At 40.0% G+C, this 26987-nt stretch carries 20 protein-coding genes; all 20 read left to right on the top strand.

Annotated features, from left to right (window positions below; genetic code table 11):
- Positions 1-4 precede the first annotated feature (4 nt).
- Positions 5-1747 carry a RagB/SusD family nutrient uptake outer membrane protein gene (locus B9Y87_RS14180; protein ID WP_085499882.1) on the top strand — a complete coding sequence of 581 codons (1743 nt, stop codon included), beginning with the start codon at positions 5-7 and terminating at the stop codon, positions 1745-1747.
- Positions 1748-2041: 294 nt separating this feature from the next.
- Complete coding sequence (locus B9Y87_RS14175; RefSeq protein ID WP_085499641.1) at positions 2042-3061, top strand: LacI family DNA-binding transcriptional regulator; 1020 nt, start codon at positions 2042-2044, stop codon at positions 3059-3061.
- A 691-nt stretch (positions 3062-3752) separates the two neighbouring features.
- Positions 3753-6518 carry a TonB-dependent receptor gene (locus tag B9Y87_RS14170; protein ID WP_085499640.1) on the top strand — a complete coding sequence of 922 codons (2766 nt, stop codon included), beginning with the start codon at positions 3753-3755 and terminating at the stop codon, positions 6516-6518.
- A gap of 32 nt (positions 6519-6550) precedes the next feature.
- Positions 6551-7543 (top strand): purple acid phosphatase family protein, encoded by a 993-nt coding sequence (locus B9Y87_RS14165; protein ID WP_085499639.1) that lies wholly within the window; start codon positions 6551-6553, stop codon positions 7541-7543.
- Positions 7544-7681: 138 nt separating this feature from the next.
- A complete protein-coding gene (locus B9Y87_RS14160; RefSeq protein ID WP_085499638.1) occupies positions 7682-8359 on the top strand; it encodes a response regulator transcription factor in 678 nt (225 codons plus the stop codon).
- Positions 8356-9600, top strand: coding sequence for a sensor histidine kinase (locus B9Y87_RS14155; RefSeq protein WP_085499637.1), 1245 nt, complete (start codon positions 8356-8358; stop codon positions 9598-9600). Before B9Y87_RS14160 ends, B9Y87_RS14155 begins: the two co-directional genes overlap by 4 nt.
- A gap of 54 nt (positions 9601-9654) precedes the next feature.
- Positions 9655-10077 (top strand): PepSY-like domain-containing protein, encoded by a 423-nt coding sequence (locus B9Y87_RS14150; RefSeq protein ID WP_085499636.1) that lies wholly within the window; start codon positions 9655-9657, stop codon positions 10075-10077.
- A 4-nt stretch (positions 10078-10081) separates the two neighbouring features.
- Positions 10082-12133, top strand: a complete 2052-nt coding sequence (locus tag B9Y87_RS22210) for a phytase (RefSeq protein ID WP_245808713.1) — start codon at positions 10082-10084, stop codon at positions 12131-12133.
- A gap of 36 nt (positions 12134-12169) precedes the next feature.
- Positions 12170-13810 (top strand): alkaline phosphatase PafA, encoded by a 1641-nt coding sequence (pafA, locus tag B9Y87_RS14135; protein ID WP_085499635.1) that lies wholly within the window; start codon positions 12170-12172, stop codon positions 13808-13810.
- A 252-nt stretch (positions 13811-14062) separates the two neighbouring features.
- The gene (locus B9Y87_RS14130) at positions 14063-15004 is read left to right on the top strand and encodes a class II fructose-bisphosphate aldolase (RefSeq protein WP_085499634.1); all 942 of its coding nucleotides are present in this window, start codon (positions 14063-14065) and stop codon (positions 15002-15004) included.
- Between the two features lie 11 nt (positions 15005-15015).
- The gene (gene iolB, locus B9Y87_RS14125) at positions 15016-15891 is read left to right on the top strand and encodes a 5-deoxy-glucuronate isomerase (RefSeq protein WP_085499633.1); all 876 of its coding nucleotides are present in this window, start codon (positions 15016-15018) and stop codon (positions 15889-15891) included.
- A 6-nt stretch (positions 15892-15897) separates the two neighbouring features.
- A complete protein-coding gene (gene iolC, locus B9Y87_RS14120) occupies positions 15898-16911 on the top strand; it encodes a 5-dehydro-2-deoxygluconokinase (protein WP_085499632.1) in 1014 nt (337 codons plus the stop codon).
- 115 nt (positions 16912-17026) lie between these two features.
- Positions 17027-18886 carry a 3D-(3,5/4)-trihydroxycyclohexane-1,2-dione acylhydrolase (decyclizing) gene (gene iolD, locus B9Y87_RS14115; RefSeq protein ID WP_085499631.1) on the top strand — a complete coding sequence of 620 codons (1860 nt, stop codon included), beginning with the start codon at positions 17027-17029 and terminating at the stop codon, positions 18884-18886.
- Between the two features lie 19 nt (positions 18887-18905).
- The gene (locus B9Y87_RS14110; protein ID WP_085499630.1) at positions 18906-20504 is read left to right on the top strand and encodes a solute:sodium symporter family transporter; all 1599 of its coding nucleotides are present in this window, start codon (positions 18906-18908) and stop codon (positions 20502-20504) included.
- Between the two features lie 35 nt (positions 20505-20539).
- The gene (locus tag B9Y87_RS14105) at positions 20540-22015 is read left to right on the top strand and encodes a CoA-acylating methylmalonate-semialdehyde dehydrogenase (protein ID WP_085499629.1); all 1476 of its coding nucleotides are present in this window, start codon (positions 20540-20542) and stop codon (positions 22013-22015) included.
- A gap of 12 nt (positions 22016-22027) precedes the next feature.
- Positions 22028-22933 carry a sugar phosphate isomerase/epimerase family protein gene (locus B9Y87_RS14100; RefSeq protein ID WP_085499628.1) on the top strand — a complete coding sequence of 302 codons (906 nt, stop codon included), beginning with the start codon at positions 22028-22030 and terminating at the stop codon, positions 22931-22933.
- 41 nt (positions 22934-22974) lie between these two features.
- Positions 22975-23985 carry an inositol 2-dehydrogenase gene (gene iolG / locus B9Y87_RS14095; RefSeq protein ID WP_085499627.1) on the top strand — a complete coding sequence of 337 codons (1011 nt, stop codon included), beginning with the start codon at positions 22975-22977 and terminating at the stop codon, positions 23983-23985.
- Positions 23986-24268: 283 nt separating this feature from the next.
- Positions 24269-24853 (top strand): RNA polymerase sigma-70 factor, encoded by a 585-nt coding sequence (locus B9Y87_RS14090; RefSeq protein ID WP_139827243.1) that lies wholly within the window; start codon positions 24269-24271, stop codon positions 24851-24853.
- Positions 24854-24916: 63 nt separating this feature from the next.
- A complete protein-coding gene (locus B9Y87_RS14085; protein ID WP_085499626.1) occupies positions 24917-26059 on the top strand; it encodes a FecR family protein in 1143 nt (380 codons plus the stop codon).
- A 234-nt stretch (positions 26060-26293) separates the two neighbouring features.
- A partial coding sequence (locus tag B9Y87_RS14080; protein WP_217807524.1) for a carboxypeptidase-like regulatory domain-containing protein occupies positions 26294-26987 on the top strand: 694 nt, incomplete at its 3' end.

Raw genomic sequence — 26987 nt, 5'->3', positions numbered from 1 at the left:
AGTAATGAAAAATAAACTCATAATTACAATATTGGTGTATTGTTCCTTGTTGAACTGGAACTGTACGGACCTAAAAGAGGAATTATTCGATGAAACCCTAACGGGTGCCCAGGCCGAAGTGATTAGCGGAGCAATTGCACCTGCCTACGGCTACGTTTCATGGACCTGGAGGCATACCAATTACTATGGTCTTCAGCTGATTGCCTCGGATGAGGCCATTCTTCCTTACAGGGGAGGAACCGACTGGTTTGATGGGGGTAAATTTTTAGCCACACATTCGCACACCTACACCCCGAGTAATGATTTGATTTCCAGTAGCTGGAACGAACTTACTACCAATATTTCAAGAACATTGGCGGCCATTGAGGTGTTGACTCCATTGGCAGATGAAGGCAATGCGGAAGCGGCGGGAGCCTTGTACGAAATGAAGGCACTTAGGGCCTACCTAAATTTGTTGATGCTGGATAGTTGGGGAATGGTATTAAAAAAGGAAGCCTCCAATCAGCTTTCAGAAGTGTTAAGGACCCAGGACGCCATAGATTATATACAAAATGAATTGTTGTCCGTGGTAGACGTTATTAACACAGATAAAGGACCGGGAAGGATGACCCAGGCCGCAGTTTGGGGCTTTTTGGCAAGGTTGCACCTAAATGCAGCTGTATATAGGGACCCATATGGCACACCAAATTTTACGGATGCGGATATGGATAAGGTTATAGAGTACACAAATAACATTATCAATTCAGGAGATTTTTCACTATCGCCAGAATATTTTGATCTTTTCAATGACGATAACAATAGTAACTCCGAGATCATATTTGCCTTGGATCAACGTGGGGTTTTGAGAAACGAGGAAAGCCGTTGGTCTTATTGGTCTATTGCAGGATCCGTATGGGGAAGATTGGAATATCCCAGTTCTGATGGTACAGATGGTCCAGCTATAACTTCAGATTTTTATCAGACTTGGGTAGATGCCTATGAGGATGTGGATCCTGCAGATGCAGATGCCAGATTCTATCAGCAAAACCAGCAGATTCCTGCAGAGTTGATGGATTTAACTGGGCTCTCCCCTTTGAATGATGAAGATCATTATTATTGTGCGGATGTTGCTACCTACGAAATGAATAGAGGTATCTTACGTGGTGTACAATGGGGTCCCAGAAAGGATTCCGGGGGTTCGTTTTATACATGTGATGATGGGGTAAGGATATATCCCGTTAAACAAATTAAAGGAAATGGTCCTGATAGGGATGTGGGATATGTTAATCATACCGAAGAAATAAACTTCACCAATGAAGGGTCGTTGCACAATACAGGATATCGTGTCTCCAAGTATCAATTTAGCCGTACTTCTCCAAATGCCAATAATTTTAGTAGTATAGATCTTGTAATGATGAGATTGGCTGAAATATATCTAATGCGGGCAGAAGCAAAATTGAGAAAGAATGATGCTTCAGGGGCCTTAACCGATGTGAACTTTGTGCGGTCTTCAAGAACATCGCGCCCAGATCAGACTCCGGCCTCTTTGACATCCATTGATTTGGATATAATGTTTCGTGAGCGAGGTTTTGAATTGTACTGGGAAGGCTTTAGACGCGGGGATCAAATACGATTTGGCAAATACGAGGATTCCTGGACTGAAAAGACAGATTCCGATGTAAACAAAAGGGTATTTCCTATACCACAGAGTGCAGTGGATGCAGCTTCAGGTATTGACGGTTTTCTTCAACAGAACCCAGGTTATTAGAAAAATATAATAGATTAAATTTTAATTTAGGGCAGACAATATATTGTCTGCCCTAATCTTTTATGGGTTGATATTGGCTTAATCATCAATGTTGCTATATTTCATATCTGATTTTTTTGTCGAGTACATTTTACCTATTTCCATATAGAAATTTTGTTGTACTTTGTCTTTAATGTTCAATTCCATAATTTGTACTTATTATTGTAATTAGAGTAGGTTGGAGCCCACAGGGCTGCATTTTATAATCAATATGAATATGATAAGGGAAGTAAGGATTGTAAAAAGTGACTTATTATGAAGAAAGGGCGCGTTACCATTAAGGACATAGCACGAGAGCTCAAAATAGCCCCCTCAACCGTGTCCAGGGCATTGAACGATCATCCAGCTATCAAAAAAGAAACCAAGGATGCTGTAAAGGCGCTGGCGGAGGCATTGGATTATCAGCCCAATCTTTTAGCGTTGAACCTGTTGCAGAAAAAGTCCAATACCATTGGGGTGATCGTGCCAGAAATTACAGGACATTTTTTTTCCGCAATAATTACTGGGATACAGGATGTGATCGTGGATTCCGAATACAACATTATGATTTGTTTGTCCAACGAATCCTACGAGGAAGAGTTGACCATTGTAAAGAGGTTGTCCAAGATCCAGATAGATGGGGTCTTGGTAGCACCTTCATCCGAGACCAAGGATTTTGATCATTTCCGTAGGCTTCAAAAGAGTGGTATACCCGTAGTGGTTTTTGATAGGGACTGTCCAGGGCTTGAGGCGGATAAAGTGTTGGTAGATGATTATTTTGGGGCGTTCCAGGCTGTAGAGTACCTCATAGGTACGGGCTGTAAAAACATAGCGCACCTTGGCGGGCCTTTAAACCTTAGTACTACAGAACAAAGGCTACAGGGATATTTGGATGCTCTTGAAAAAAATAAGGTTCCCATAAATAGTGATTATATTGTTCATATTCCGGGGTTTGCACATAAAGACGCTGTAAAGGCCACTAAAAAATTATTGGATCTCCAGATTTGTCCGGACGCCATTTTTGCCTACAATGATAAAATCGCCATTTCTGCTATTCATATTGCCAAAAAAATGGGTCTGAAAATTCCGGAGGACGTCTCTGTTTTAGGATTTGATGATGAACCCCATTCTTCTTTTATGACGCCCCCATTATCTACCGTTTGGCAACCGGTATATAGTATGGGTATGCTCTCGGCCAGGATTTTATTGAGCCATTTAAAAAACAAGAATAACGTTTTGGAATTTAGAAAGGAAGTCTTTAAACCAGAACTGGTTATAAGGGCTTCTTCGCGTTAAGGTTTATTGGAATTCACGGACCATTGAAAATGTATGGAAATATATTGTATAGTTATGATATGGACGTTCCCACCTTTGGTGTGTTTGAAACACAACCTATGCCTTGCTGCAATTATAGTCCTATGTTAATTGTTTTGTTATGGTAAGAAATAATGCTGTCAGGGATGTATAAGGGAAACCGAGATTAACTTTCTAGACTGGAATTTTTCACCTTTTAAATAATAATTTATTGATAAGGTAGTGCTTTAGGGATTCCTGCATATGTACCTATCTTAAAATGCAATTCTTTGTCTTGGAAATAGGGAACAGTTATTGGAACGTCAAAATCAAGCATCCGATTGGACCACTGCAGTTTGTATACCAGCTGTGTAGAGCATTGGGCAATTCTTGCCTTGTATTCAGGATAATGGCAAGTTAATTCATCTTTATGTTGAATGTACTTAAATTCGTTTAAGGTTTGATGAAAAGACAGCCGTTAAATTTTTTGAAGTTTACAAAGATCTTTACTCTGATCTAGTTCATTTGTCTCCCTCCCTAGTTTGACCCATTATTGAACTAATTTGTTTACGCAAATATTACCTATCGGCAAAATGTACTTAACAATAACTTAGTAATATTGGCAGTACAGATTTTAAACAGAATTGAAACCTATTTTTATATTCTAAATATCAACCAACTAAAATCAATAAAAATGAAATCTAAGTACTTTAATATTAGGATATTCTTAATTCTATTGTTAACCGGTATGTTTGGTTCTTTCCATTTGGCTTATTCCCAGTCTCAAAACAAGGGGTTAATTAGGGGCACGGTAAAGGATCTGGATTCACAAAATCCTTTGCCCGGCGCAAATATTAGAATTGTAGGTACATATACTGGTACAACTACGAATTTTGACGGTGAATATTCCCTTGCCGTTAACGCCGGTAACTTGGAAATTGAAGTGAGTTATATCGGTGAAAAGACAAAGACTATTAACGTGGAGATTAATGCAGGGGAAACCAAAGTGGTCAATTTTGAACTCGAAATGGAAGCGACCCAATTAAACGAAATAATCTTGGCAGGCTCCTTGGATGGACAAATAAAGGCACTGAACCAACAAAAATCTGCCGATAACCTGAAAAATGTTGTTTCTTCAGATCAAATGGGAAAATTTCCCGATCAGAATTCAGCGGAATCCCTTCAAAGGGTAACAGGGGTGAACCTTCAGCGCGATGAAGGTGATGGCCGTTTTATATTAGTGCGTGGATTGGCTCCACAATTCACCAACATTAGCATAAATGGTGAACAAATTCCTTCGCCTGAGGGGGATTCCCGATTTGTGGCATTGGATGCCATACCTTCCAATCAGTTGGCGTCAATAGAAATAACAAAATCCATTACTCCAGATATGGATGGGGATGCAGTGGGAGGTTCTGTCAACCTAAAAACCCCAACAGCCTATAAAAAACAATTGGAGGTTTCCGGTTCCCTAGGTGGCGAGTACAACAATTCTTCGGAGAAGACCACTGCTCAAGGGAATGTTACCCTGAGCAAACGAACCAATAATGACAAGTTTGGGTTTATAGTTGGGGGTAGTTATGCCCCTAGTGAAAAATTTTCGGAGAGATATACTTTTGATGGTTGGGATAAGGACAATCCGGAAGGATTGGATGAGTTGGAAATTACCAGTTATGAGGTTTCAAGAAAGCGCATAGGGGCCAATGCTACATTGGATTATAAATTCAGTGACAAAAGTCAGATCTATTTCAGGACATTATATAGTGAATTGAGGGAAGTGGAGCAAAGAAGAAGGCTTAAATTGGAATCTGAGGAAGATGATGATGTCTTGGAATACGGAATTTCCAAGGAACTCAAATATCGTCCAGAGAATCAGGGAGTATACAGCTTCAACCTTGGAGGAAACTATTCTGGCGCCAAGGTAATATTGGATTATGAAATAGCCTATTCAGAGGCATTTCAGAAAACTGAGGCAAACGAAAAATCTGTGTTTGAAAACGCAGAGGATGTAACATGGAGCCTGAACATTTCCGATCGTTTTAGTCCAAAGCTCAATAGTTTTACCTATGATGGGCAAAATGCCCAGGTAGGCAATGCAGCTCTTTTGGGATTGGATGAGTGGGAAAATGAGGTAACAACTGCAAAAGACCATAATACGACCGCTAAAATAAATGCCGCTTTTCCGTTGCATATATCTGAAAACCAGGGCGAGCTTAAAATGGGGGGCAAGCTTAGGTTTAAGGACAAACGTTTTATAGTAGATAAATTTGAGAGTTATGGGTATGAAGGAGATGATGATCTTTTTTTGAGCGATTTTGCAGATAACCATGTTTATTCCAGTTTTATGGATGGGGAATTCAATCAAGAGGTAGGACCTTTCACTGATAGAAATGAATTCAATACCTATTTCAACAATAATATAGGGGATTTCGAGTCCGATTTTATTAAAGCGGCCGAGGAAAAGGCCTTACAAGAATACAAGGCAACGGAAAATGTGTTTGCCGGTTATGTTCAGGCAAAAATACAATTGAACAGACTTATGCTTCTGGCTGGGGTAAGGTATGAAAAAACAAATTTTGATTATGCCTCAGGACAATGGGACGAGGATACAGAGGAAGCAATAGCGGTAAGTGGGACCAATGACTATGGATTTCTATTGCCTATGTTTCATCTAAAATACAACATAAGCGATAACGATATTTTGCGTGCCTCCATCACTAAATCCTATTCCAGACCTAATTTCCAAGATCTTGTTCAGGGAGCAACTTTTAACGGGGAAGAGGCATCAATTTTTAATCCGGATCTTAAACCGGTAAGGGCTACGAATCTCGATATTTATGGGGAGCACTATTTTGGTACTTTGGGACTATTGTCTGGAGGCGTTTTTTATAAAAAATTAAATGATTTTATTTACCAGCAAACTACGGATCAGACCTTTAGGGGTATTCCGGACGTAGAGGTTACCCAATCCGTTAATGGTGATGATGCCTCCCTATTGGGTTTTGAAATTGGATATCAACAAAATTTAAGCTTTTTGCCGGGCGTTCTAAAGGGGCTTGTAGTGTATTTAAATTATACCCACACGGCATCGGAAGCCAATGTGGCCAATTTTGCACAAGGTGCAGATCTAAGTGAGATAGACTTGCCCGGGCAAGCGGACAATATTGGTAATGCTGCCCTCGCCTATAATATTGGTGGGTTTAAGGCAAGATTGTCATTCAATTATAATGGGTCTTATATCAATGAGTTTGATGGTGGGGATATAATCAATGTGGAAAGTAGACATCAGTGGGACTTTTCCATGAGCCAAACCTTTAGTAAAAATAAATTAACGGCTTTTCTGGAGTTGGTTAACCTAACCGATGAGGACGAAAGGGAATTTTACAATACCAAAAATACGCCCAGTTTTAGGACAAGATATGGTTCTTGGGGTAGGTTGGGTATAAGGTTTAATTTCTAACCATATTATCTGCCATTTTAATTTGTCATTCAATGAAAAGCATATGGAATAAGGTTGGAGCGATATTTCTACTGTTCCTTGTTGGTTATGGTTGTGTTGCAACAAAATTAGATGGCAAGGAGGAGCCTTTGGGCGATAGCTACAAAGTAACAGATAATCTATTGGTTTTGAAGGATGCTTTACACTTTCTAGTAATTGGGGATTGGGGAAGAAAAGGGGATTACAACCAGCAATTGGTGGCCGATAGAATGGAAGAAGCAGCCAAAACATTGGATGCGGAATTTGTCATTGCCTTGGGAGATAATTTTTACCCCAATGGTGTTGCAAGTATAGACGACCCCAATTGGGGGGCTTCCTTTGAAAATATTTATACAGGATACCATCTGGAAATTCCGTGGTATGTTGTGCTGGGCAATCACGATTATAGGGGAAACCCCCAGGCCCAAATAGACTACACCAACAAAAGCCAGAGGTGGCACATGCCATCACGATATTATGAGTACGGCTTTAAAGATGAAGACACTGGATTGAATGTGCAATTTTTGTTTTTGGATACCTGTCCGCTTGAAAGGAAATATTATACGGAAGAGACCTATGTTAATGTTAAGTCACAGGATTCTACGCAACAGATAAAATGGATAGATAGTATTATGACCGTTAAGCCAATAGCGGACTGGACAATTTTTTCGGGCCATCATCCATTATATTCCGGGGGTAAACGAATGGAGGACACGGAACAAATAAGAAATTCACTGCAACCCATTTTGCAGAGGAGTAATGCAGATGTATATTTTGCCGGACATGAGCATGATTTGCAACATATTAAGCCCAAAGGAAAGACCCATCATTTTATTTCAGGAGCAGGTTCTGAAGTTAGGGCAACGGGCATGATAGATGGTATATCCAGGTTTGCCGCCTCTGTTCAGGGGTTTATGGCGGTTTCTATAACCAAAGGTAATATGTTGGTACAAGTCATAAATTATAAGGGCAATGTAATCTACACCACGGAAATAAAAAAGGAGTGAAGTTTAATTAGTTATGTCAGTGACCAAGAGGCTAGATGTATGTCTAGCCTTTTTTTTCGTAATTATGATATATAAGGGTAGAAAAATTTTATACTTTTCTAGATATCATAAAATAAAAATAACAGGTAACCAGCTAGTATGAAATTATTAATTATCGAGGACGAACAGGAGGTTCAGGATGACTTAATCGAATTCCTTAAAGGGGAAAATTTTTTATGCGAGGCCGTATCCACAGCTTCAATGGCCAAAGAAAAAGTATATATGCATGAATACGACACTATTATTTTAGATATTGGCCTTCCCGATGGCACTGGCCTTGAAGTTTTGGAATATCTTAAAAAAATAAATAGAGATACAGGTGTCATTATTCTAAGTGCCCATGGAGCAATTGATGACAAAATCTCTGCCTTGGATCTAGGAGCTGATGATTATCTTACTAAACCTTTCGATTTTAACGAACTAAATGCCAGAATAAAATCAATAATTAGAAGAAAACAGTTTCACGGCAATAATACTATAGACTTTGGAGACATTAGAATAAATACTGTTTCCCATGAAGTTGCAGTAAACAATACAAACATTGCCCTAACCCAAAAAGAGTATCAAATGTTACTTTATTTTATAAGTAATGAAAATCGGGTCATAACCAAGGAATCGATAGTTGAGCATTTATGGGGAGATGATACCGATATGTTCGATTCTTTCGATTTTATTTATGGCCATATAAAAAACCTCAGAAAAAAAATAATCAATGCAGGTGGTAACGATTATCTCTCTACTATTTATGGCGTAGGGTACAAATTCCAAAAAGTTTGAAATTATTAGTTAAAACATCGCTCTATTATGCTTTGGCTTCGTTGCTCTTTTTTGCCGTTGCCGGTTTTATTATCCTCATTAATTTTAATAATGTTATTGATAATGATATTAATGATTTTCTCGTAAATAGGGAAGAAATTGCCACGACACAATTGGTCAATGATGTTCCTCTAGAAGCATTGAACAACTATGAGCAAATTATTAAGATCACCAAGAACAAAGAGGAAGTTGATAATTTAATATTCTCAGATACCATAGTATATGATATCATAGATGACGAATTCCACGCCTATAGAAAATTAAATGTCATTCGTAAAATAGGTGCCGTTTATTATGATATCTCCATCTTCAAGTCCTTGATCGAATCTAATCTCTTGGTTGTAGAGATATTAAAGCCCATGTTATTGGTTTTTTTAGGGTTGTTGTCTTTTCTTTTGCTTGGTAACCTTTTTATTTCAAGAGGTTTGTGGAGGCCGTTCAAGGAAACACTTGTCACCCTTAAGAATTATGAACTGGGAAGTACTCGGTCTATAGATTTCAGCAGGACTAATACTCAAGAATTCAACCAGCTCAACAGTATGTTGAACACAATGATTAAAAAAATTCATTATGATTACCTCAATCTTAAAGAATTTACCGAGAATGCCGCGCATGAGATCCAGACGCCTTTGGCCATAATCCGTAACAAATGTGAAATTCTTCTGCAGTCTGAAAGCCTTACCGAGGTAGAGTTAAAGCCGTTAAAATCAATATACAATAGTTGCCTGCGGTTATCCAAGATAAATCACGGTCTAACCTTATTGGCTAAAATTGAATCCGGTGCATATGATAATTCAGAGAAAATAGATGTTACTGAAGTAGTTAGGAACCAAGTTCAGCACTATATAGAAGTAATTGAGCTTAATGGGTTTAAGATTACAACGGAATTAAGTCATCCTATTCACTTTGAGATTAATCCTGATCTTGTAGTGATTTTAGTGTCAAATTTGATAAGAAACGCCATTAAACATAATAATACAAATGGCATTATACATATAATTACTATGCCAAATTGTATTAGGTTTTCAAATAGCGGAAATCAAGCCACAATAGATGTCAATCAGTTTAAAAGGTTTAATAGATCAAATAAAAATTCGCTGGGCTTGGGGCTATCAATTATTAATAAAATATGTTCGGCATACCATATTCGGTTAGAGTATTGCTATGAAAACGGACTACACAATTTTGTCTTATACTTTTGATTTTATAGACAGATTCTCTACAGAATTAACCCATAAGTTTACCTAACATAAAATATGAGGCAGTTAATTTTAATAGTATTTATAGGGTTTATGGTTTGCTCATGTAACAAGGAAACCGTTCCTAGGGAGGTGCAAATTAAATTCTTGGAAATTGAGCCTTCTGCCCACAATATTGAATGGAGTTTGAAAAGAGAACTATACAGGTTGCATTATACCCTGGAAGGTTTTAACTACACTTCTTATTTTGATAAAGATGGGAACTGGCTTGAAACGGAATTGGAAATAGATAAAACCGAACTTCCAGTGGCCATATCAAAAACGATAGCTGAAAAATTAAGTGATTATTCAATAATAGATATAGAGTTGGTGAAAACAGCGGATAATCAAATATTTTATGAAATAGATCTAAAAAAAGGAGATAAAATTTACGATATACTTTTTAACGATTCAGGAAAAATATTAAGAAAAAAGATATAACATTATGAAGTTTACACACCCAACAGTTGGTCTCTTAGGTTTAATAGGTGCAGTTTTAATTAGTGCTTGCGAGTCAAAACCAAAGATTGCAGAGAACGCCATAAAACCAAAAATAACAACACAGGTCACAAAACATGATACTGACGATGCAGCCATATGGATAAATGAGGAAGAACCTTCCCAAAGCTTAATTCTGGGAACGGATAAAAACGAGGACGGTGCCTTGTATGTTTACGACTTAAAAGGCAATATCATTGAAGATAAAACGGTTAGGGGGTTAAAACGTCCCAACAATGTGGATATAGAAGAGTTTGAACTGGGGGAGGAAGAATTTTCCATTGCGGTGGTTACGGAACGGCTTACCAATAAAATAAGAATATTTAGGCTTCCAGAAATGACACCTTTGGACAATGGGGGCATTGAGGTTTTTGAAGGTGAAGATCAAAGGGACCCTATGGGGATTTCACTATATAAAAATACGGAAGACAAGGTCTACGCCTTTGTAGGAAGAAAATCTGGACCGCTGGATGGGTATATTTGGCAATATGAATTAAAAGGGGATGAGAACGGAAATATCATTGCCGAAAAAGTACGGGCTTTTGGAAAATATAGTGGGAAAAAGGAAATTGAAGCTATAGTAGTGGATGATGAACTGGGTTATGTGTATTATTCCGATGAAGGTGTAGGGGTACGTAAATATTTCGCTGATGTTGGGAAGGGAGATGAGGAGTTGGCAATTTTTGCCACAGAAGGTTTTGCTGGAGACCATGAGGGGATAAGTATTTACACAACGGATATTGGTACCGGTTATATAATTGTTTCCGATCAACAGGCCAATAAATTTCAAATATTCTCCAGGGAAGGAAGTGCAGATAATCCTCACCAACATTTATTGGTAAAATCTATAGATGTTTCAACAATGGAGAGTGATGGCTCCGAAGTTACCAATGCATCCTTGGGCGATTTGTTTCCAAAGGGAATGTTTGTGGCTATGTCAGATGACAGGACCTTTCAACTTTACGCTTGGGAAGATATTGCCGGTGACGATTTAATGATTGCCCCGGATGGTCTGCCTCAACATACCAAAAATGCCATACAACCTAAGTATATAACGGAAAAAGTAGTTTTTGATACGGATGACCCGGCTATCTGGGTAAATAAAAATGATCCCGCCCAAAGTTTAATAATTGGTACGGACAAAGAAGATGGCGGAGGTTTATACGTTTTTGATTTGCAAGGAAAAATCATAAAAGATAAAGTTATTCCCAATCTTCAAAGGCCAAATAATGTAGATATTGCATATGGCTACATCCTAAATGGAAAGCCCATAGATATTGCTGTAACTACGGAAAGAAGTAAAAATCAATTAAGGGTTTTTAGTGTGCCCGATATGAAGCCTATTGATGGTGGTGGTTTGGCTGTTTTTGAGGACAGGGATAAGAAAGACCCTATGGGAGTTGCCTTGTTTAAAAATCCCAAAGACGGATTGGTATATGCAATAGTTGGTCCCAAAGATGGACCGTCTAAGGGGTACCTATGTCAGTACCGAATAGATAATGACGGTAAAGGAAAGGTGAAGCTAACTAAAATTAGGGATTTTGGCAACTATAGTGGTATTAAAGAAATTGAGGCTATTGCCGTAGATAATGAATTGGGCTATGTGTATTGTTCGGACGAGGCTTTTGGGGTTCGTAAATACTACGCGGACCCCTCAAAAGGGGATGAAGAATTGGCCTTATTTGGAACAAAGGAGTTTGGCAGGGACATAGAAGGTATAAGTATCTACAAGAATGCTGATGGAACTGGATATATATTGATATCCGATCAGCAACGGAACACTTTCAATATTTTTTCAAGGGAAGGTTCGGAAGCTAATCCACATAATCACAATTTTATTAAATCGGTAGAGTTGATGACCCTGGAAAGTGATGGTTCCGATGTTACCTCTGTAGGTTTGGGCGATGAATTTCCAAAGGGCATGTTTGTAGGAATGTCTACGGATAAAACTTTTCATATATACGATTGGCGTGATATAGTAGGGGACGATTTAAAATAATCAATTGATATAAATACTGTTAAACTTCATTGAATCATGCGTGGTATTACTAAACACCTAATATTTACAATTTTATCCTGCCTCATTTCAGTATACAGTTTTTCGCAACAACCCCAAGCAAAAACAAAGCTTATTGTTGGCGTTATTGTGGATCAAATGAGAGCGGAGTATCTGTACAGATTTCAAGATAAATTTTCCGATGATGGCTTTAAGCGCTTAATGAATGATGGATTTGTATGTAGAAATACACATTACAATTACATTCCCACCAAAACAGCTCCTGGGCATGCATCGGTGTATACGGGTACTACCCCAAAGTACCATGGTATCATAGCCAATGAATGGTATGACAGGACAATAAAGCAGGAAATTAATAATGTAGACGATCTTAGTACACAAACAATAGGGGGAGAGGGCTCTAATGGACAACGTTCTCCTCGCAAAATGTTATCGACGACAATTACCGATGAATTGCAGTTGTCAAATGATGGCAAATCTAAGGTGATAAGCATTTCCTTAAAGGATAGGGGTGCCATTTTACCAGGCGGACATATGTCCGATGGGTCATATTGGTACGATGCAGAAACTGGAAACTTTATAACTAGTACGTATTACAAGCAAGAACTTCCTGCATGGGTTGAAAAATTCAATAAACAAAGGCATGTGAAATCGTTGTTGAAAAGTGGTTGGCATACTTTGCTACCTATTGGCAGCTACACGGAGAGCACGAGTGATGAGCAAGCCTATGAAAAAGTCTTTCACCATAAAAATAATGCCGCCTTCCCTTATGAGTTCAGAAAACTGTCGGATGAAGATCAATTTAACCTTTTTCAAGAAACACCATTTGGAAATACAATAGTGGCAATGCTGGCTCATGCCGCGCTTGAACATGAAAAATTAGGAAAAGGTGATGAAACCGATTTTCTGGCAATTAGTTTTTCGAGTACGGATAAAGTTGGACATGCATTTGGTCCCAATTCCATTGAAATAGAGGATACCTATTTAAGATTGGATCAAGATATAGCGTCCTTGTTACATAAATTGGATGCCCATATGGGTAAAGGAAACTACACTTTCTTTTTAACGGCAGATCATGCTGCCTCAGATGTGCCACAATATCTTATTAATAATAAAGTCCCTGCCGGTTATTACAGTACCAAAAACATAGTAACCAAAGTAAATGCAAGGCTGGGGGCATTGTTCAAGATAGACGGCTTGGTGGAAAACATGTCCAATGGGCAATTGTTTTTGGACATGGATAAAATAGAGGCCAATCAACTTAATTACAATGATGTTTTGGAGGAGAGTAAAAGGGAGCTTTATTCTGTAGAAGGTGTTTTTCAGGTTTTGCTTCGCAATGATCTAGAAAAGTTGGAATATACATTTGATGAGAAAGGAATGGTTCAACGCGGTTTTCATTTAAAACGCTCCGGTGACATTGTGGTGTTATTTAATCCTTCTTGGACTGAAGATAGAAAGTATGGTACCGAACATGGATCAGGGTTTAGCTACGATACCCATGTGCCCTTGTTATGGTTTGGCAATAATATTCCCAAAGGTGTCTCTACTCAAAAATATAGTATTACGGATATAGCTCCTACCATATCTATGTTGTTGGGCATAAAATTTCCGAATGCCTGTACTGGTATGCCTATCGGGGAGTTGTTAAAGGAGTAGGTAAAAGTTGGTTTATATGTTGTTGTACTAAAGGGCAATATACATTAGTTGGGCAATAAGGTTTTTCTATCCGTAATTGCTCGGTAAAAATATGAGACCTCTTAATGTATTCCAAAATCAATTGATAAGGGAATTTTGCACATAATGCAAACCTTTGCATGTTTTTTTAGCATTAATTGTTTTCCAAAGGGCAATTTTTATTGTTTATTTATAGTAGTTTGATTCTTTGGCGCTTTTAATATTTGAATTTTTATGCACTTATCACCGGAGATATTTTTTAAGAACTGTTATGGTAGGTATGCCATTCCAGCTGTCAATGTTTTTACCATGGAGCAGGTCCTCGGACTTTTTAGCTCAGGGGAAAAGGCCAAGGCACCTTTTATAGTACAAATAACACCGGCGGCACGGAATTATGCCGGTCCGGAAATGCTCATAGCTATGATTAATGCAGCTGCGAAAATATTTCCCAAGGCGATGTATGCCGTTCATATGGATCATGGGATAGAGGCACATGCTTTTGATGCCATACGATCCAACGATTATAAATCTGTTATGATCGATGCCTCCCACGACAGTTTTAAGGATAATGTAAAAAGAACTAAGGCCGTAGTGGTGGAGGCTCATAAAAAAAACATTTTTGTAGAGGCCGAACTCGGAGTGTTGAGTGGGGTGGAAGATGATTTGTCCATAGACGAAAAACATGCCAGATACACCCAGCCCTCGGAGGTACAGGAGTTTGTGGAATTGACCGGGTGCGATAGCTTGGCAGTCGCGGTAGGTACCAGCCATGGAGCTTACAAATTTTCGGGTGGAGATGGTATTCAGTTTGCCATATTGGAGGAGATCCAACGTAGACTGCCAGAATTCCCTATAGTGTTACATGGTGGCTCTGCCGTTAATAAGGAAGAAATTGAACGGATCAACAAGGCGAGGGGCCAATTGATGGAGGGGGCCTCAGGGGTTTCCCCGGAAGAGATTGTGAAATCCATAGCGTATGGGGTGTGCAAGATCAATATCGCTACGGATACTAGGCTGCTATGGACTCGGGTGCACCGTGAATTTTTTAGGGATACCCCTGAACTTTTTGATCCGGTAATACCAGGGAAAACCTATATGAGGGAATACGAAAAATTTATGCTGGAAAAGTTTGAGCTCCTGGGTGCCACAAACAAAGCAATCGACATGAACGTTTAAGTTAAAATATTATGGAGCATACATCACATTTACAAATAAAACCAAAATCCAAAACAGGAATATACCATCAGATTACAACCAAATCTGCCAACTGGGAATACCTCAATTTTGAGGCCAGGCTAATGTCCAAAGGTGAAATCTGGGAGCATGAAACCAAGGATAACGAATTGGTAATCGTCCTTTTGAGCGGTAACTTTAAAGTGGAAAGCAATCACGGCAATTGGGAAACCAAAAATGGAAGAAAGGATGTCTTTAGTGGAGTGGCCCATACATTGTACCTTCCACGGAATAGCAAATTTACATTGACATCATTGAGTGATTCCTTGGATATAGGCTATGGTTGGTGCAAGGTAGAAGAAGATTTTCCTGCAAAATTCGTAACCCCGGAAGATACCCCGGTAGTTATTTTTGGAGGTGACAATGCCACTAGGCAATTCAATGATCTGGTGCCTCCAGGTTTTGGTTGTAGTAAAATAGTTGTTCGGGAGGTATATACCCCTTCGGGCAATTGGAGTTCCTTTCCGGCCCACAAGCACGATGAACGTAAAGTAGACGCTGTAGGAACCGTTTTGGAGCCTATCCAAGAGGAAACGTATTTCTATAAGTTTCAAAAACCGGAGGCATATGCCATTCAGCAGGTCTATACTAAGGATAGGTCCTTGGATGAAATTGTAAGGCCTAGACATAATGATGTGGTGTTGATACCCAAGGGTTTTCATCCAGTGGTGGCAGAACACGGATTTCATTGCTACTATCTTAATTTTTTGGCCGGTACAGACCAATGCTTGGCCAATACCACAGACCCGGATCATGAATGGATTTATGATTCCTGGACCTCAAAAGACAAAAGATTGCCCTTGGTAACAGCGGAAATGAATAAACAATAATTGGAAATGAGCAATAAAAAGTTTGATGTAATCACGTTTGGAAGGTCTAGTATAGATCTTTATTCCCAGGATATTGGAGCCCCATTCAATGATATTAAGGGCTTTGATGCCTTTGTAGGCGGTTCACCACTTAACATAGCCGTGGGCTGTGCCAGACTGGGAGTCAATGCCAGTTTACTGACCGCAGTGGGCAATGATAAAGTGGGAGAGTTTATCCTGAACTTCTTGAACAAGGAAGGGGTAAATACCCATTCTATCCCAGTAAAAAATGGCACTAGGAGTAGTGCAGTGGTCTTGGGAATAGAGCCTCCGGATAAATTTCCTTTAGTGTATTACAGGGATAATGCGGCAGATAGTCAGGTGGATATTGATGATGTGGATAAAGCCAATGTTCCGGACTACAAAATATTGTTGATCAATGGTACTGCATTAAATATAGAACCTACTAGAAGTGCCACATTTTATGCCACCGAAATAGCCAATAGAAATGATGTGGACGTGGTACTGGATCTCGATTTTAGAGCAGATCAATGGCACGATTATAGGGCTTTTGGATTAACCGTAAGGGCCATTCTTCCTCGGGTAAAGATGGCCATTGGTACCGAAGAGGAGATTCTTGCCGCTACGCTTATCGATTCCTCCCAAGTGACCATTAAGGAACAACAAATTTCGGCACCCGAAATAAAGGGCGATATTGATGAATCCATTGCACAGTTGCTTTCCTCAGGCATAGAGACCCTGATCGTGAAACGTGGGGAGAAGGGGGCTAGTATTTACCAAAAGGATGGTACTAGGGAGGACGTTCCGGGATTTCCGGTTGAGGTTTTAAATGTACTTGGCGCGGGAGACGCCTTCGCCAGCGGGTTTTTATACGGAGTCCTTCAAGGCTGGGATTTAAAAAAGGCTTGTAGAATGGGCAATGCCAGCGGTGCCCAGGTAGTGACCAAAAAAGGTTGTGCCAATTTTATGCCTACTTTGGAAGAATCCATGGACTTTATAAATCAAAAGGGCGGATTTTAATTTTATAAGCGATGAAATGCCCATTAAAGGCTTTATCAAGCCTCCCGATAGCAATCGGGGCGATATGTTCTCAGGGCATTCCATCTGACCTATTAAAACAAATAAAGAAGAACGGATGAAAACAAAAAGACTTACAGTGGCCCAAGCCACAATTGCCTATCTGAAGAACCAGTATGTGGAACGCGATGGCGTTCAGAACAAATTTTTTGCTGGTTGCTTGGGTATTTTAGGCCACGGGAACGTAGCAGGAATAGGACAGGCATTGCATCAAAACTTGGATTTTCCATATTATGTGGCCAGGAACGAACAGGGCATGGTACATACGGCTGCCGCTTTTGCCCGGGTAAAGAATAGGTTGCAGACATTTGTTTGTACCTCTTCAATAGGCCCCGGTGCAACCAATATGATTACCGGTGCTGCAGCGGCCACTATAAATAGGATTCCAGTTCTTTTGATTCCAGGGGATATATTTGCCACCAGACAGGTAGCTCCGGTATTGCAGCAGTTGGAGTCTAATGTAACACAAGATATATCGGTAAATGATTGCTTTAAGCCCGTATCCAAATACTGGGACAGGATCAATAGGCCGGAACAATTGATTACCTCCTTGCCAGAGGTAATGCGAGTATTGACTTCCCAGGCCGAAACAGGGGCGGTTACCTTATCCATCCCGCAGGATGTTCAGGCGGAAGCCTACGATTTTCCTGTGGAAATGTTCCAGAAACGCGTTTGGCATGTGGGTAGGACTATGCCCGATAAAACCCTTTTGTCCAGGGCAATCCAACAAATAAGGGAAAGCAAAAGACCAATGATCATTTCGGGAGGTGGAACTATCTATAGCGATGCAACCGCAATATTAAAAAAACTGGTCAATAGAACGGGAATCCCCGTTGCCGAAAGTTTCGCAGGAAAAGGCTCTTTGGATTATAACGAACCTCAGAACTTGGGGGCAGCAGGGGTAACAGGAACCCCTGGGGCCATAGAAATTGCGAAGGAGGCCGATCTGGTCATTGGGATAGGTACCAGATATAGCGATTTTACTACCATCTCCAAGTCAGCTTTCCAAGACCCCAATGTTCGGTTTATCAATATAAACATTACGGAATTCGATTCCTTTAAACATGGGGCATTGCCATTGATAGGGGATGCCAGGGCAATTTTGGAAACCTTGGACAAAGAACTGTCCAATTTTGAAGTGAATGGCGACTATCGGAAGAAAGTGGAAAACTTTAATAAGAGCTGGGATCAATTTGTATCGGATATATATGCCGAAAAGAATGAAGTTCCTGCATTTCAAGGGGAAGTGATAGGAGCCGTAAATTCCTTTTCCAACCCAGAGGATATAGTGCTTTGTGCTGCAGGTAGTCTGCCTGGAGACCTACATAAATTATGGCGTACACGAAACCCGAAAGGCTTCCATCTGGAGTATGGTTATTCCTGTATGGGATATGAAATTGCCGGTGGACTGGGGGCAAAAATGGCCCGTCCTGATAGCGAGATATATGTAATGGTTGGTGACGGAAGTTATCTTATGATGTCCCAAGAGATTGTGACAGCAATCCAGGAAAAGCAGAAAATGACCATTATTCTTTTGAACAATGATGGCTATTCCAGTATAGGAAGTTTGTCCAGTTCCCTTGGAAGCGAGGGCTTTGGAACATATTATCGATATAGAAATGAGGAAACGGACCAATTGGATGGAGGATTATTGCCCATAGATTATGCCGCCAATGCTGCAAGCATGGGTGCCCATGTCATTAAAGCTTCCAATGTAAAGGAATTGAAGGCAGCTTTGGAAAAAGCCAAGACTATAGACAAAACTACCGTAATATATATTGAGGTAGACCGAAAAAAAGCGGTGCCCGGATTTGCATGGTGGGATGTGGCCGTAGCCGAAGTATCCGAGAAAGATGCCGTGAAGAATTCATTGAAGACCTCTCTGGAGAATAAAAAGACCCAGAAATACTATTTATAGACCATAACCAACCAGCCTTATGAACTCTGATCTCATCATTATTTTAACGTCGTTCCTGATTTTTACGGGAGGAGTTGCCTTTTTTACTTGGTACAGTCTTAGAAAAACTAACCTAACGTCATCCGACGGTTATTTCTTAGGAGGTAGAAGTCTGACCGGAATCGTTATTGCAGGTTCCATGTTGCTGACCAATATTTCCTCGGAACACCTCATAGGGATGAACGGGAATTCCTATGTCAATGGTTTTATTGTTATAGCCTGGGAAGTTACTTCCTCGATTGCGCTGGTAATTGCTGCCATTTTCTTTGTTCCCAAATATTTAAAAATGGGACTCACCACCATACCCCAGTTTTTGGAAAGTAGGTTTGATGGGATGACAAGAACCATGGTAGCTGCTATTCTTATCTTTTCCTTTGTAGTTACTTTACTTCCAATCGTTTTGTATTCCGGAGCTATTGGTATTGAAAGTCTCTTTGGGGTTTCCGAGGCCCTAGGGGTGGGTAAATCCGAAGGACTATGGATCACAGTGGTTATTATTGGGGTCATAGGGTCTATATATGCCATCTTTGGAGGTTTAAAGGCCGTGGCCTATTCCGATACCATTAATGGTTTTGGACTTTTATTGGGAGGTTTGTTAATACCAGTATTGGCGTTGATGGCCATAGGAGATAACAACATCTGGGACGGGTTGGTAAAGGTATATGATTATGCCCCCGAGAAATTCAATGTGGTAGGGGCCAGGGACTCGGTTTTACCGTTCGAAGTTTTGTTTACAGGTTTGATCATTAATCAGCTCTATTTCTGGGGTATGAACCAAACGATTATTCAAAGGGCCTTGGGGGCGAAAAATTTGAAGGAGGCCCAAAAGGGACTATTGATAACCGGGCTTTTTAAGATCCTGATTCCCTTAATAATTGTTTTGCCTGGGGTAATCTGTTATTATTATTTTCAGGATACCTACTTTGATCAGCAAGACACCGTATATCCTCAACTAGTAAAGAAAGTCCTGCCAATTTGGTTGATAGGCTTTTTTGCAGCCGTAATCATGGGAGCGGTTTTGAGTACTTTTAATTCTGTCTTGAATTCGGTGGCTACCTTGTTCAGTATGGACATTTATAAAAAACATATTGCCAAAAATGTCAGTGACACCAAATTGGTAAAGATTGGAAAGGTGACTTCCGCGGTATTGGCGGTGGCGGCTATTTTTGCGGCTCCCATGGTGGCCAATGCGTCGGACGGACTATATCAATTGCTACAAGAGCTTAACGGAATATTTTTTATTCCCATAGCCTCTATTTTATTGGCAGGTTTCTTTATGAAAAAAGTTTCCGCAACAGGAGCTAAAGTGGCCCTAATATTTGGGCTCTGTTTTTATATTTTCATGACCTGGGGCTACACTAGCCACGGTATCCATTTTGTACATCTCTGGGGGATAGAATTCGTGCTGAATGTAGCCATAATGTATTCGGTGTCCTATTTCTATCCTAATGACAACTTGTATGAAATTACCGATGTGGGTGCAGTGAACCTAAAAGCATGGAAATACACCATTCCTATGTCCATTGGTTTGTGTGCCGTTACTGTATTAATATATGTATTGCTCTGGAACAACCAGTAGCACTGCGATGATCATAATTATTAAATTATTAAAAAATGGAAATTCTAAAAAATTATATCAATGGAGCTTGGATACCAAGCACATCCAAAGAAACAATAGACATTGTAAATCCGGCCACACAGGAAGTTCTGGCCAAGGTTCCCTATGGGAAAGAAACCCAGAAAGATGTTGATCTGGCTGTTGAGGCAGCTTCAATGGCATATAAGGAATGGAGCAAGGTACCTGTTATGAAAAGGGTTCAAGTGCTATATCGCTTAAAGTCCCTAATGGAAGAAAATACCGAAGTACTAGCCGAAATTATCACCAACGAATCGGGGAAAACTTATGGAGAGTCTGTTGGGGAAATTCAAAGGGCAATAGAAAATATTGAAGTGGCCTGTGGGACGCCTATGTTAATGGCGGGAGATGTAATAGAGGATATTGCTACGGGTATAGACGAGATGATGATAAGGCAGCCCATAGGTGTGGCGGCCTGTATAACTCCGTTCAACTTTCCAAGTATGATTGTTTTTTGGTTTTTGCCCTATGCCATTGCTACAGGCAATGCCTTTGTGGTGAAGCCATCCGAGAAGGTGCCGTTGACCATGATGAAGATCTTTGAGTTTATAGATCAGTTGGATATCCCAAAGGGACTTGTTAGCCTAGTGCACGGAGGTAAGGATTCTGTAGACGCTATTTTGGAACATCCTACGATCAAGGCGGTGAGCTTTGTTGGTAGTACCCCTGTGGCTAGATATATTTATTCCAAAGGTACGGCAAACGGAAAACGTGTCCAGGCCCAAGGGGGCGCTAAAAACCCAGTGGTAATCCTGCCCGACGCGGATATAGAAATGTCTACCAAAATCATAGCTGATTCCGTATATGGATGTGCAGGCCAAAGATGTTTGGCCGCATCCACAATAATCACTGTAGATGATCAAAAAAGACAGATCAAGGATGCCCTATACGAAACCGTTAAATCCCGAACTACCGGATATGGACTTGATAGGGAGGTAAATATGGGGCCTGTTATTACTCCAGAAAGCAAGGCAAGAATAACTGGATTGATACAAAAAGGATTGGATGAAGGTGCAAAAGTGCTATTGGATGGCCGAAATGCTTCCATTGCAGGTTATGAGAAAGGAAACTTTCTTAACCCTACCATTTTGGAGGACGTTGCCCTGGATAAGGAATTGATTAAGACGGAAATTTTTGGTCCGGTGATGAGTCTAATATCCATGAAAAATATAGATGATGCCCTAAAATTTGTCAATAGTGGCAATTATGGAAATATGGCCTGTTTGTTTACTGGAAGTGGCGCCAATGCCAGAAGGTTTAGAAATGAGGCCGATGCCGGGAATATTGGCATCAATATAGGTGTGGCGGCCCCCATGGCCCAATTCCCGTTTAGTGGTTGGAAGGATAGCTTCTTTGGCGACCTGCACGGTCAGGGCAAACATGCTATCGAATTCTTCACCCAGACCAAGGTAATTATAGAAAGATGGCCGAACATTTGGTCAAGAAAATTTTAATCGGATCGTAACATGATGAAAATCGCAAATGCTCCATGCTCATGGGGCGCCTTGGAATTTGACCTGGAAGAAAAATCCGAAGAGATCGGTTTTGAACAGGTTCTGGATGAAATAAAGGAGACAGGATATATCGGTACCGAATTGGGAGACTGGGGTTATATGCCCACCACCCCGAGCTTGCTAAAAGCGGAGTTGGATAAAAGGCATTTGGATCTTTTGGGAGCCTTTGTGCCAGTTGCCTTGGCCAAAGCAGCCAATCATGATGCAGGAGTTGTTTCCGCATTGAAGGTGGCCGAACTTATGTACAAAGCCGGATTTGAAAATTCTTTTATTGTACTGGCGGACGATAATGGGACCGTTCCCGAACGTACCAAGAATGCAGGTAGGATCACCGCAGCCATGGGACTCTCGGAAGACCAATGGAAAGTTTATGCGGTAGGTGCCGAAAAGATAGCCAAGGCAGTGAAGGATGCCTATGGTATTAGGACAGTATTCCACCATCATTGTGCAGGATATGTAGAAACGCCGGAAGAAATAGATAAGCTTATGGCCTTGACCGATCCGGAATTGTTGGGATTGTGTTTGGATATGGGGCATTATGCTTTTGGAGGGGGTGATCCTGTAAAGGCCCTAAAAAAGTATGGCAAAAGAATATGGCATGTCCATTTTAAGGATTATAGTCCAGAATCGGCCAAGGCATCCCGGGAGGCGGACGGGGATTATTTTGATGCCATTAAACGTGGGGTGTTTTGTGAGTTGGGAAAAGGATCGGTAGATTTTCAGTCCATTGTAAAATTACTGGAAGAAATGAAATACAACGATTGGATTGTTGTGGAGCAGGATATTCTACCTGGAATGGGAAATCCCAAAATATGCGCAAAGGCCAATCGGGACTTTATAAAATCCCTAGGGCTATAGACCATTTAAAATTCATGAAACAATTATAAAGAAATATATCTATGTCTAAAGTTAAATTCGCCGTAGCGGGATTGGGAAGGATAGGAAAGATCCATTTGGAAAACCTGCTTCAAATGGACCATGTGGAAGTGGTAGCCGTAATGGATCCTATGGAAGAATGTAGGAAATATGCTCAAGAAAGGAAGATACCCCATATTGTCAATACATATGAGGAACTATTGGTCGTTGCCCCCTTCGATTCCGTGGTCATCTGTTCCCCAACCGACACCCATGCGGATTATGTTGAAATGGCGGCCAAAGCGGGTATCCACGTTTTCTGTGAAAAACCTTTGGACCTATCCATGCAACGCGTAGTTGAGGTCTTAAAAGTGGTCAAAGAAGCGAATATTAAATTAATGCTGGGCTTCAATAGAAGGTTTGATAAAGAATTTAGAAAAGTTCATAATTTGGTAAAGGAAGGTGCCGTAGGGCAGCCCCACCTGGTAAAAATTACCAGTCGGGATCCAGGAGCACCACCGGTAAGCTATATTAAACAATCCGGAGGTCTCTTTTTGGATATGACCATACATGATTTTGATATGGCCAGATTTGTGGTAGGCAAGGAAGTTGAGGAGGTCTATGCCAAGGGAGCCGTTTTAGTGGATCCAGCGATCGGCGAAGCCGGGGATATTGATACTGCTGTAGTTACCTTGACCTATACGGACGGAACTATGGCCGTTATAGATAATAGTAGGGAGGCTGCTTATGGTTATGACCAAAGAATAGAAGTTTTCGGATCCAATGGAATGGCGCAGGCAGACAATAATTATGAAGATTCCCATCGCTTGTATACCAACAAGGGAATCTCAGGGTCCTTGCCCCTGCATTTCTTTTTGGAAAGGTATGCGGCAGCATACAGATCAGAAATGGCTAGTTATGTGGGCAGTCTAAAAAATGGGGATGCTATGGCGGTCGATGGCACAGATGGGCTCCGCTCCCTACAAATTGGCCTGGCAGCCATAAAATCATTAAAGGAAAAAAGACCTGTAAAAATTGCGGAAATTGGCAATTAGCCTCCGGAATAATAGGAAAATCATAAATCAAATTTTTTAGGCATAGTAAAGAAATTTGATTCTTGGTTAAATTGTAATTTTTTGTTAAATTGGGATGAATTTGTTTTGTCAATGGATCGGATGTTGTTGGATAAGGTAAACGAATTGGATGCTATAACCTATAAATTTATATGAGAAGGATGGTGGGGAGGAAATTTTAGGGGGGTACATTGACCGTACTACATAAAGTAGAAACTGTATGTAGTTGAATTGGTATCGACGGAAATTTTAACCCAATTATAAGTTGAAGAAAGGTCAGCCTAATATCAACAATGAGCTTTTTCTTTCCCTTTTGGAAAAGGGGGAGAAGTGTGCTTTTGAGACCTTGTTCAGACTCTACTATACCAAGCTGGTAAAAATTTCGAAGGGATATCTGGTCTACCAAGAAGAGGCCGAAAGTATAGTACAGAACGTTTTTCTCAAATTATGGGAAAATAAGGCCTCCTTGGGAGAAGTTACCAATATAAATAGTTATTTATATACTATGACCAAGAATTTGTGCTTGGACCAATTGAAGCACGAAAAGATTAAAAAGAAATACATAGATAATAACTATCGCATAAGATCTGAAATTCAACATAAATTTATTCATGATGAAACGGCCTCCCTCTTACTTGAAAATGAATTGGAAAGCAAAATTATTCAGGGAATAGAATTATTGCCGGAAAAATGTAGAAACATTTTCAAAAAGAGCCGACTAGAGGGCTTGAAACGTAGTGAAATAGCCACCGAGATGGGTATTTCACATAAAACGGTAGATAATCACATGGCCAGTGCCCTGAGGCATATGAGATTCCATTTAAGGGAATTTATCACTTTATCCCAATAAAATTTTTTTACATCACTAGGGGTAAATCTTTTTTGAATCGTCTATATAATAGAACACTGGACGATGCTAGATCAAAAATTATATGAATACCTAAACGGTACTGCGACTTCAAAAGTGGAAAAGGAAGTACAGGACTGGATTGTTTCTTCGGATCAAAACGCCAAAAGATTCTTTGAGATAAAAGCCAAATACGTGGCAACTACCATGGAAGAAGAGCATGTAGATCTAGATCCTTTCTTTCATGATATTGTGAATCCCAAAAATCCAGCCCATCGAAATAGTGCTCGTCTTCCCCTAATATTTTTAAAATCAGCCGCCGTTTTGGCCATTCTAGTAGGACTGGGCTATATTTTTAGGGATACCATAGTTGACTCGGCCAAGAAGCCCATTATTCCTGGAGATGCTATTATTTTACAATTGGAAAATGGGAATATTGAGGTAATCTCTGAAGGTGGGGCTACTAAGGTGGTAGATACAGAGGGCAATGTTTTGGGGTCACAACAAGGGTCGCAATTAATTTATAAAAATAATGGGACTTCAACAGAGGAGTTGATATACAATACCCTTAAAGTCCCGTATGGAAAAAGATTTGATTTAATGCTATCCGATGGTACCCAGGTAACACTTAATTCGGGTACCTCCCTCAAATACCCGGTACAATTCCTAAAAACAAAAAACCGACAGGTTTTCTTGGATGGGGAAGCTTTTTTTAATGTAGCCAAGGATTCGGCACATGCCTTTATTGTTAATACAAATCAACTAAATGTTCGGGTATTGGGAACGAAATTTAATTTATCCTCCTACCCTGAGGATGAATTTGTAAATACCACACTTTTGGAAGGTTCGGTTGCTGTTTACAATAAACAGGATACATTTGATTCTTCCAATGCTTCATTATTGGAACCTGGATATAAAGCGGAATGGAATAAGTACAATAGACAAATTCTGGTAGAAGAAGCGGATATAGATATGCATACCGATTGGTTGAATGGGAAAATCATATTGAGGCATGTACCCTTTAAGAATATCGTGAAAAAATTGGAAAGGCACTATAACGTGGAGATCGTAAACAACAATCCAAAACTTGATGAAGAATTGTTTACGGCAAGTTTTGATGTTGAAACCATAGATCAAGTGTTCAAGACTTTTAACCTAACCTATCAAATGGATTACAGGATCAACGACAGACAAATAATTATCAACTAACTAACTTAACAAAACTACTGCCAATGAAATAGACTTTCTAAAATTTAGACAGATCACAATATTTGCCCAACCTATATTTTGAGGCTTTGGGACAAAAAAAATCGGAAAGTGCGCCAACACTTCCCGATGAAATGTGATTAAATTAATTAACCACTTAAAAAACACTGCAAAAATATGAAAAACCTGATCATGCCGGGGAGGAAATTCCGATTTCGGCTACAATATGATTTGAAGATGAAACTTACTACATTATTATTATTGATTGTTTCGCTTTTTCAAATTCATGCCAACGAAACTTATGGTCAAAAGACCAAAATTACTTTGAATCTTGAAAATGTAAGCATCGAAAATGTATTGAACAAAATTGAGTCGCTTACAGAATTCAAATTCATGTATAATGACAAGGAGGTGGATTATAAAAAAATTGTCTCCGTGAACGCAGATAAAGAATTGGTTACTACCATTCTGGATAGAATTTTTTCCGAAATGCGCATTGCCTATGAAGTACTGGACAAACAAATAGTACTTAAGCCTGAAAAAAATATTCTTCCCCAAACAAAGGAACAAGAAAAAAAGGTGGAAGTGTTTCAGCCCTTTAAGGTCAGTGGTACCATTTTGGATAGTGATGGCAGTCCTTTGCCCGGGGCCAATGTTCTGGAAAAAGGTACTACCAATGGTACCCAATCCGATTTTGATGGAAATTTCATCTTGGATGTAAATGGGCCAAACGCTGTTCTAGTCGTATCCTATATAGGGTTTACTACCACGGAAATGGCCGTGAATGGGCAGACAGATGTCTCTGTAACCTTGGAGGAAAGTGCCACAGGACTAAGTGAAGTGGTCGTAACGGCCTTGGGTATAAAAAGGGAAAAGAAGTCCTTGGGGTATGCATCACAGGAGCTGGACGGCGAACAGGTATCCGCTGCCA

This window comes from Arenibacter troitsensis (assembly GCF_900177645.1).
GTDB lineage: Bacteria > Bacteroidota > Bacteroidia > Flavobacteriales > Flavobacteriaceae > Arenibacter > Arenibacter troitsensis.
This window is presented reverse-complemented; position numbering and strand designations above follow the sequence as displayed.

Excerpts from the sequence above, each read along its gene's own strand:
- B9Y87_RS14165 (WP_085499639.1), top strand. The coding sequence starts at position 6,551 with ATGAAAAGCATATGGAATAAGGTTGGAGCGATATTTCTACTGTTCCTT.
- B9Y87_RS14150 (WP_085499636.1), top strand. The coding sequence starts at position 9,655 with ATGAGGCAGTTAATTTTAATAGTATTTATAGGGTTTATGGTTTGCTCA.
- iolD (WP_085499631.1), top strand. The coding sequence starts at position 17,027 with ATGAAAACAAAAAGACTTACAGTGGCCCAAGCCACAATTGCCTATCTG.
- B9Y87_RS14175 (WP_085499641.1), top strand. The coding sequence starts at position 2,042 with ATGAAGAAAGGGCGCGTTACCATTAAGGACATAGCACGAGAGCTCAAA.
- iolG (WP_085499627.1), top strand. The coding sequence starts at position 22,975 with ATGTCTAAAGTTAAATTCGCCGTAGCGGGATTGGGAAGGATAGGAAAG.
- B9Y87_RS14085 (WP_085499626.1), top strand. The coding sequence starts at position 24,917 with ATGCTAGATCAAAAATTATATGAATACCTAAACGGTACTGCGACTTCA.
- iolB (WP_085499633.1), top strand. The coding sequence starts at position 15,016 with ATGGAGCATACATCACATTTACAAATAAAACCAAAATCCAAAACAGGA.
- B9Y87_RS14160 (WP_085499638.1), top strand. The coding sequence starts at position 7,682 with ATGAAATTATTAATTATCGAGGACGAACAGGAGGTTCAGGATGACTTA.
- B9Y87_RS22210 (WP_245808713.1), top strand. The coding sequence starts at position 10,082 with ATGAAGTTTACACACCCAACAGTTGGTCTCTTAGGTTTAATAGGTGCA.
- B9Y87_RS14110 (WP_085499630.1), top strand. The coding sequence starts at position 18,906 with ATGAACTCTGATCTCATCATTATTTTAACGTCGTTCCTGATTTTTACG.
- iolC (WP_085499632.1), top strand. The coding sequence starts at position 15,898 with ATGAGCAATAAAAAGTTTGATGTAATCACGTTTGGAAGGTCTAGTATA.
- B9Y87_RS14170 (WP_085499640.1), top strand. The coding sequence starts at position 3,753 with ATGAAATCTAAGTACTTTAATATTAGGATATTCTTAATTCTATTGTTA.
- pafA (WP_085499635.1), top strand. The coding sequence starts at position 12,170 with ATGCGTGGTATTACTAAACACCTAATATTTACAATTTTATCCTGCCTC.
- B9Y87_RS14130 (WP_085499634.1), top strand. The coding sequence starts at position 14,063 with ATGCACTTATCACCGGAGATATTTTTTAAGAACTGTTATGGTAGGTAT.
- B9Y87_RS14100 (WP_085499628.1), top strand. The coding sequence starts at position 22,028 with ATGATGAAAATCGCAAATGCTCCATGCTCATGGGGCGCCTTGGAATTT.
- B9Y87_RS14180 (WP_085499882.1), top strand. The coding sequence starts at position 5 with ATGAAAAATAAACTCATAATTACAATATTGGTGTATTGTTCCTTGTTG.
- B9Y87_RS14105 (WP_085499629.1), top strand. The coding sequence starts at position 20,540 with ATGGAAATTCTAAAAAATTATATCAATGGAGCTTGGATACCAAGCACA.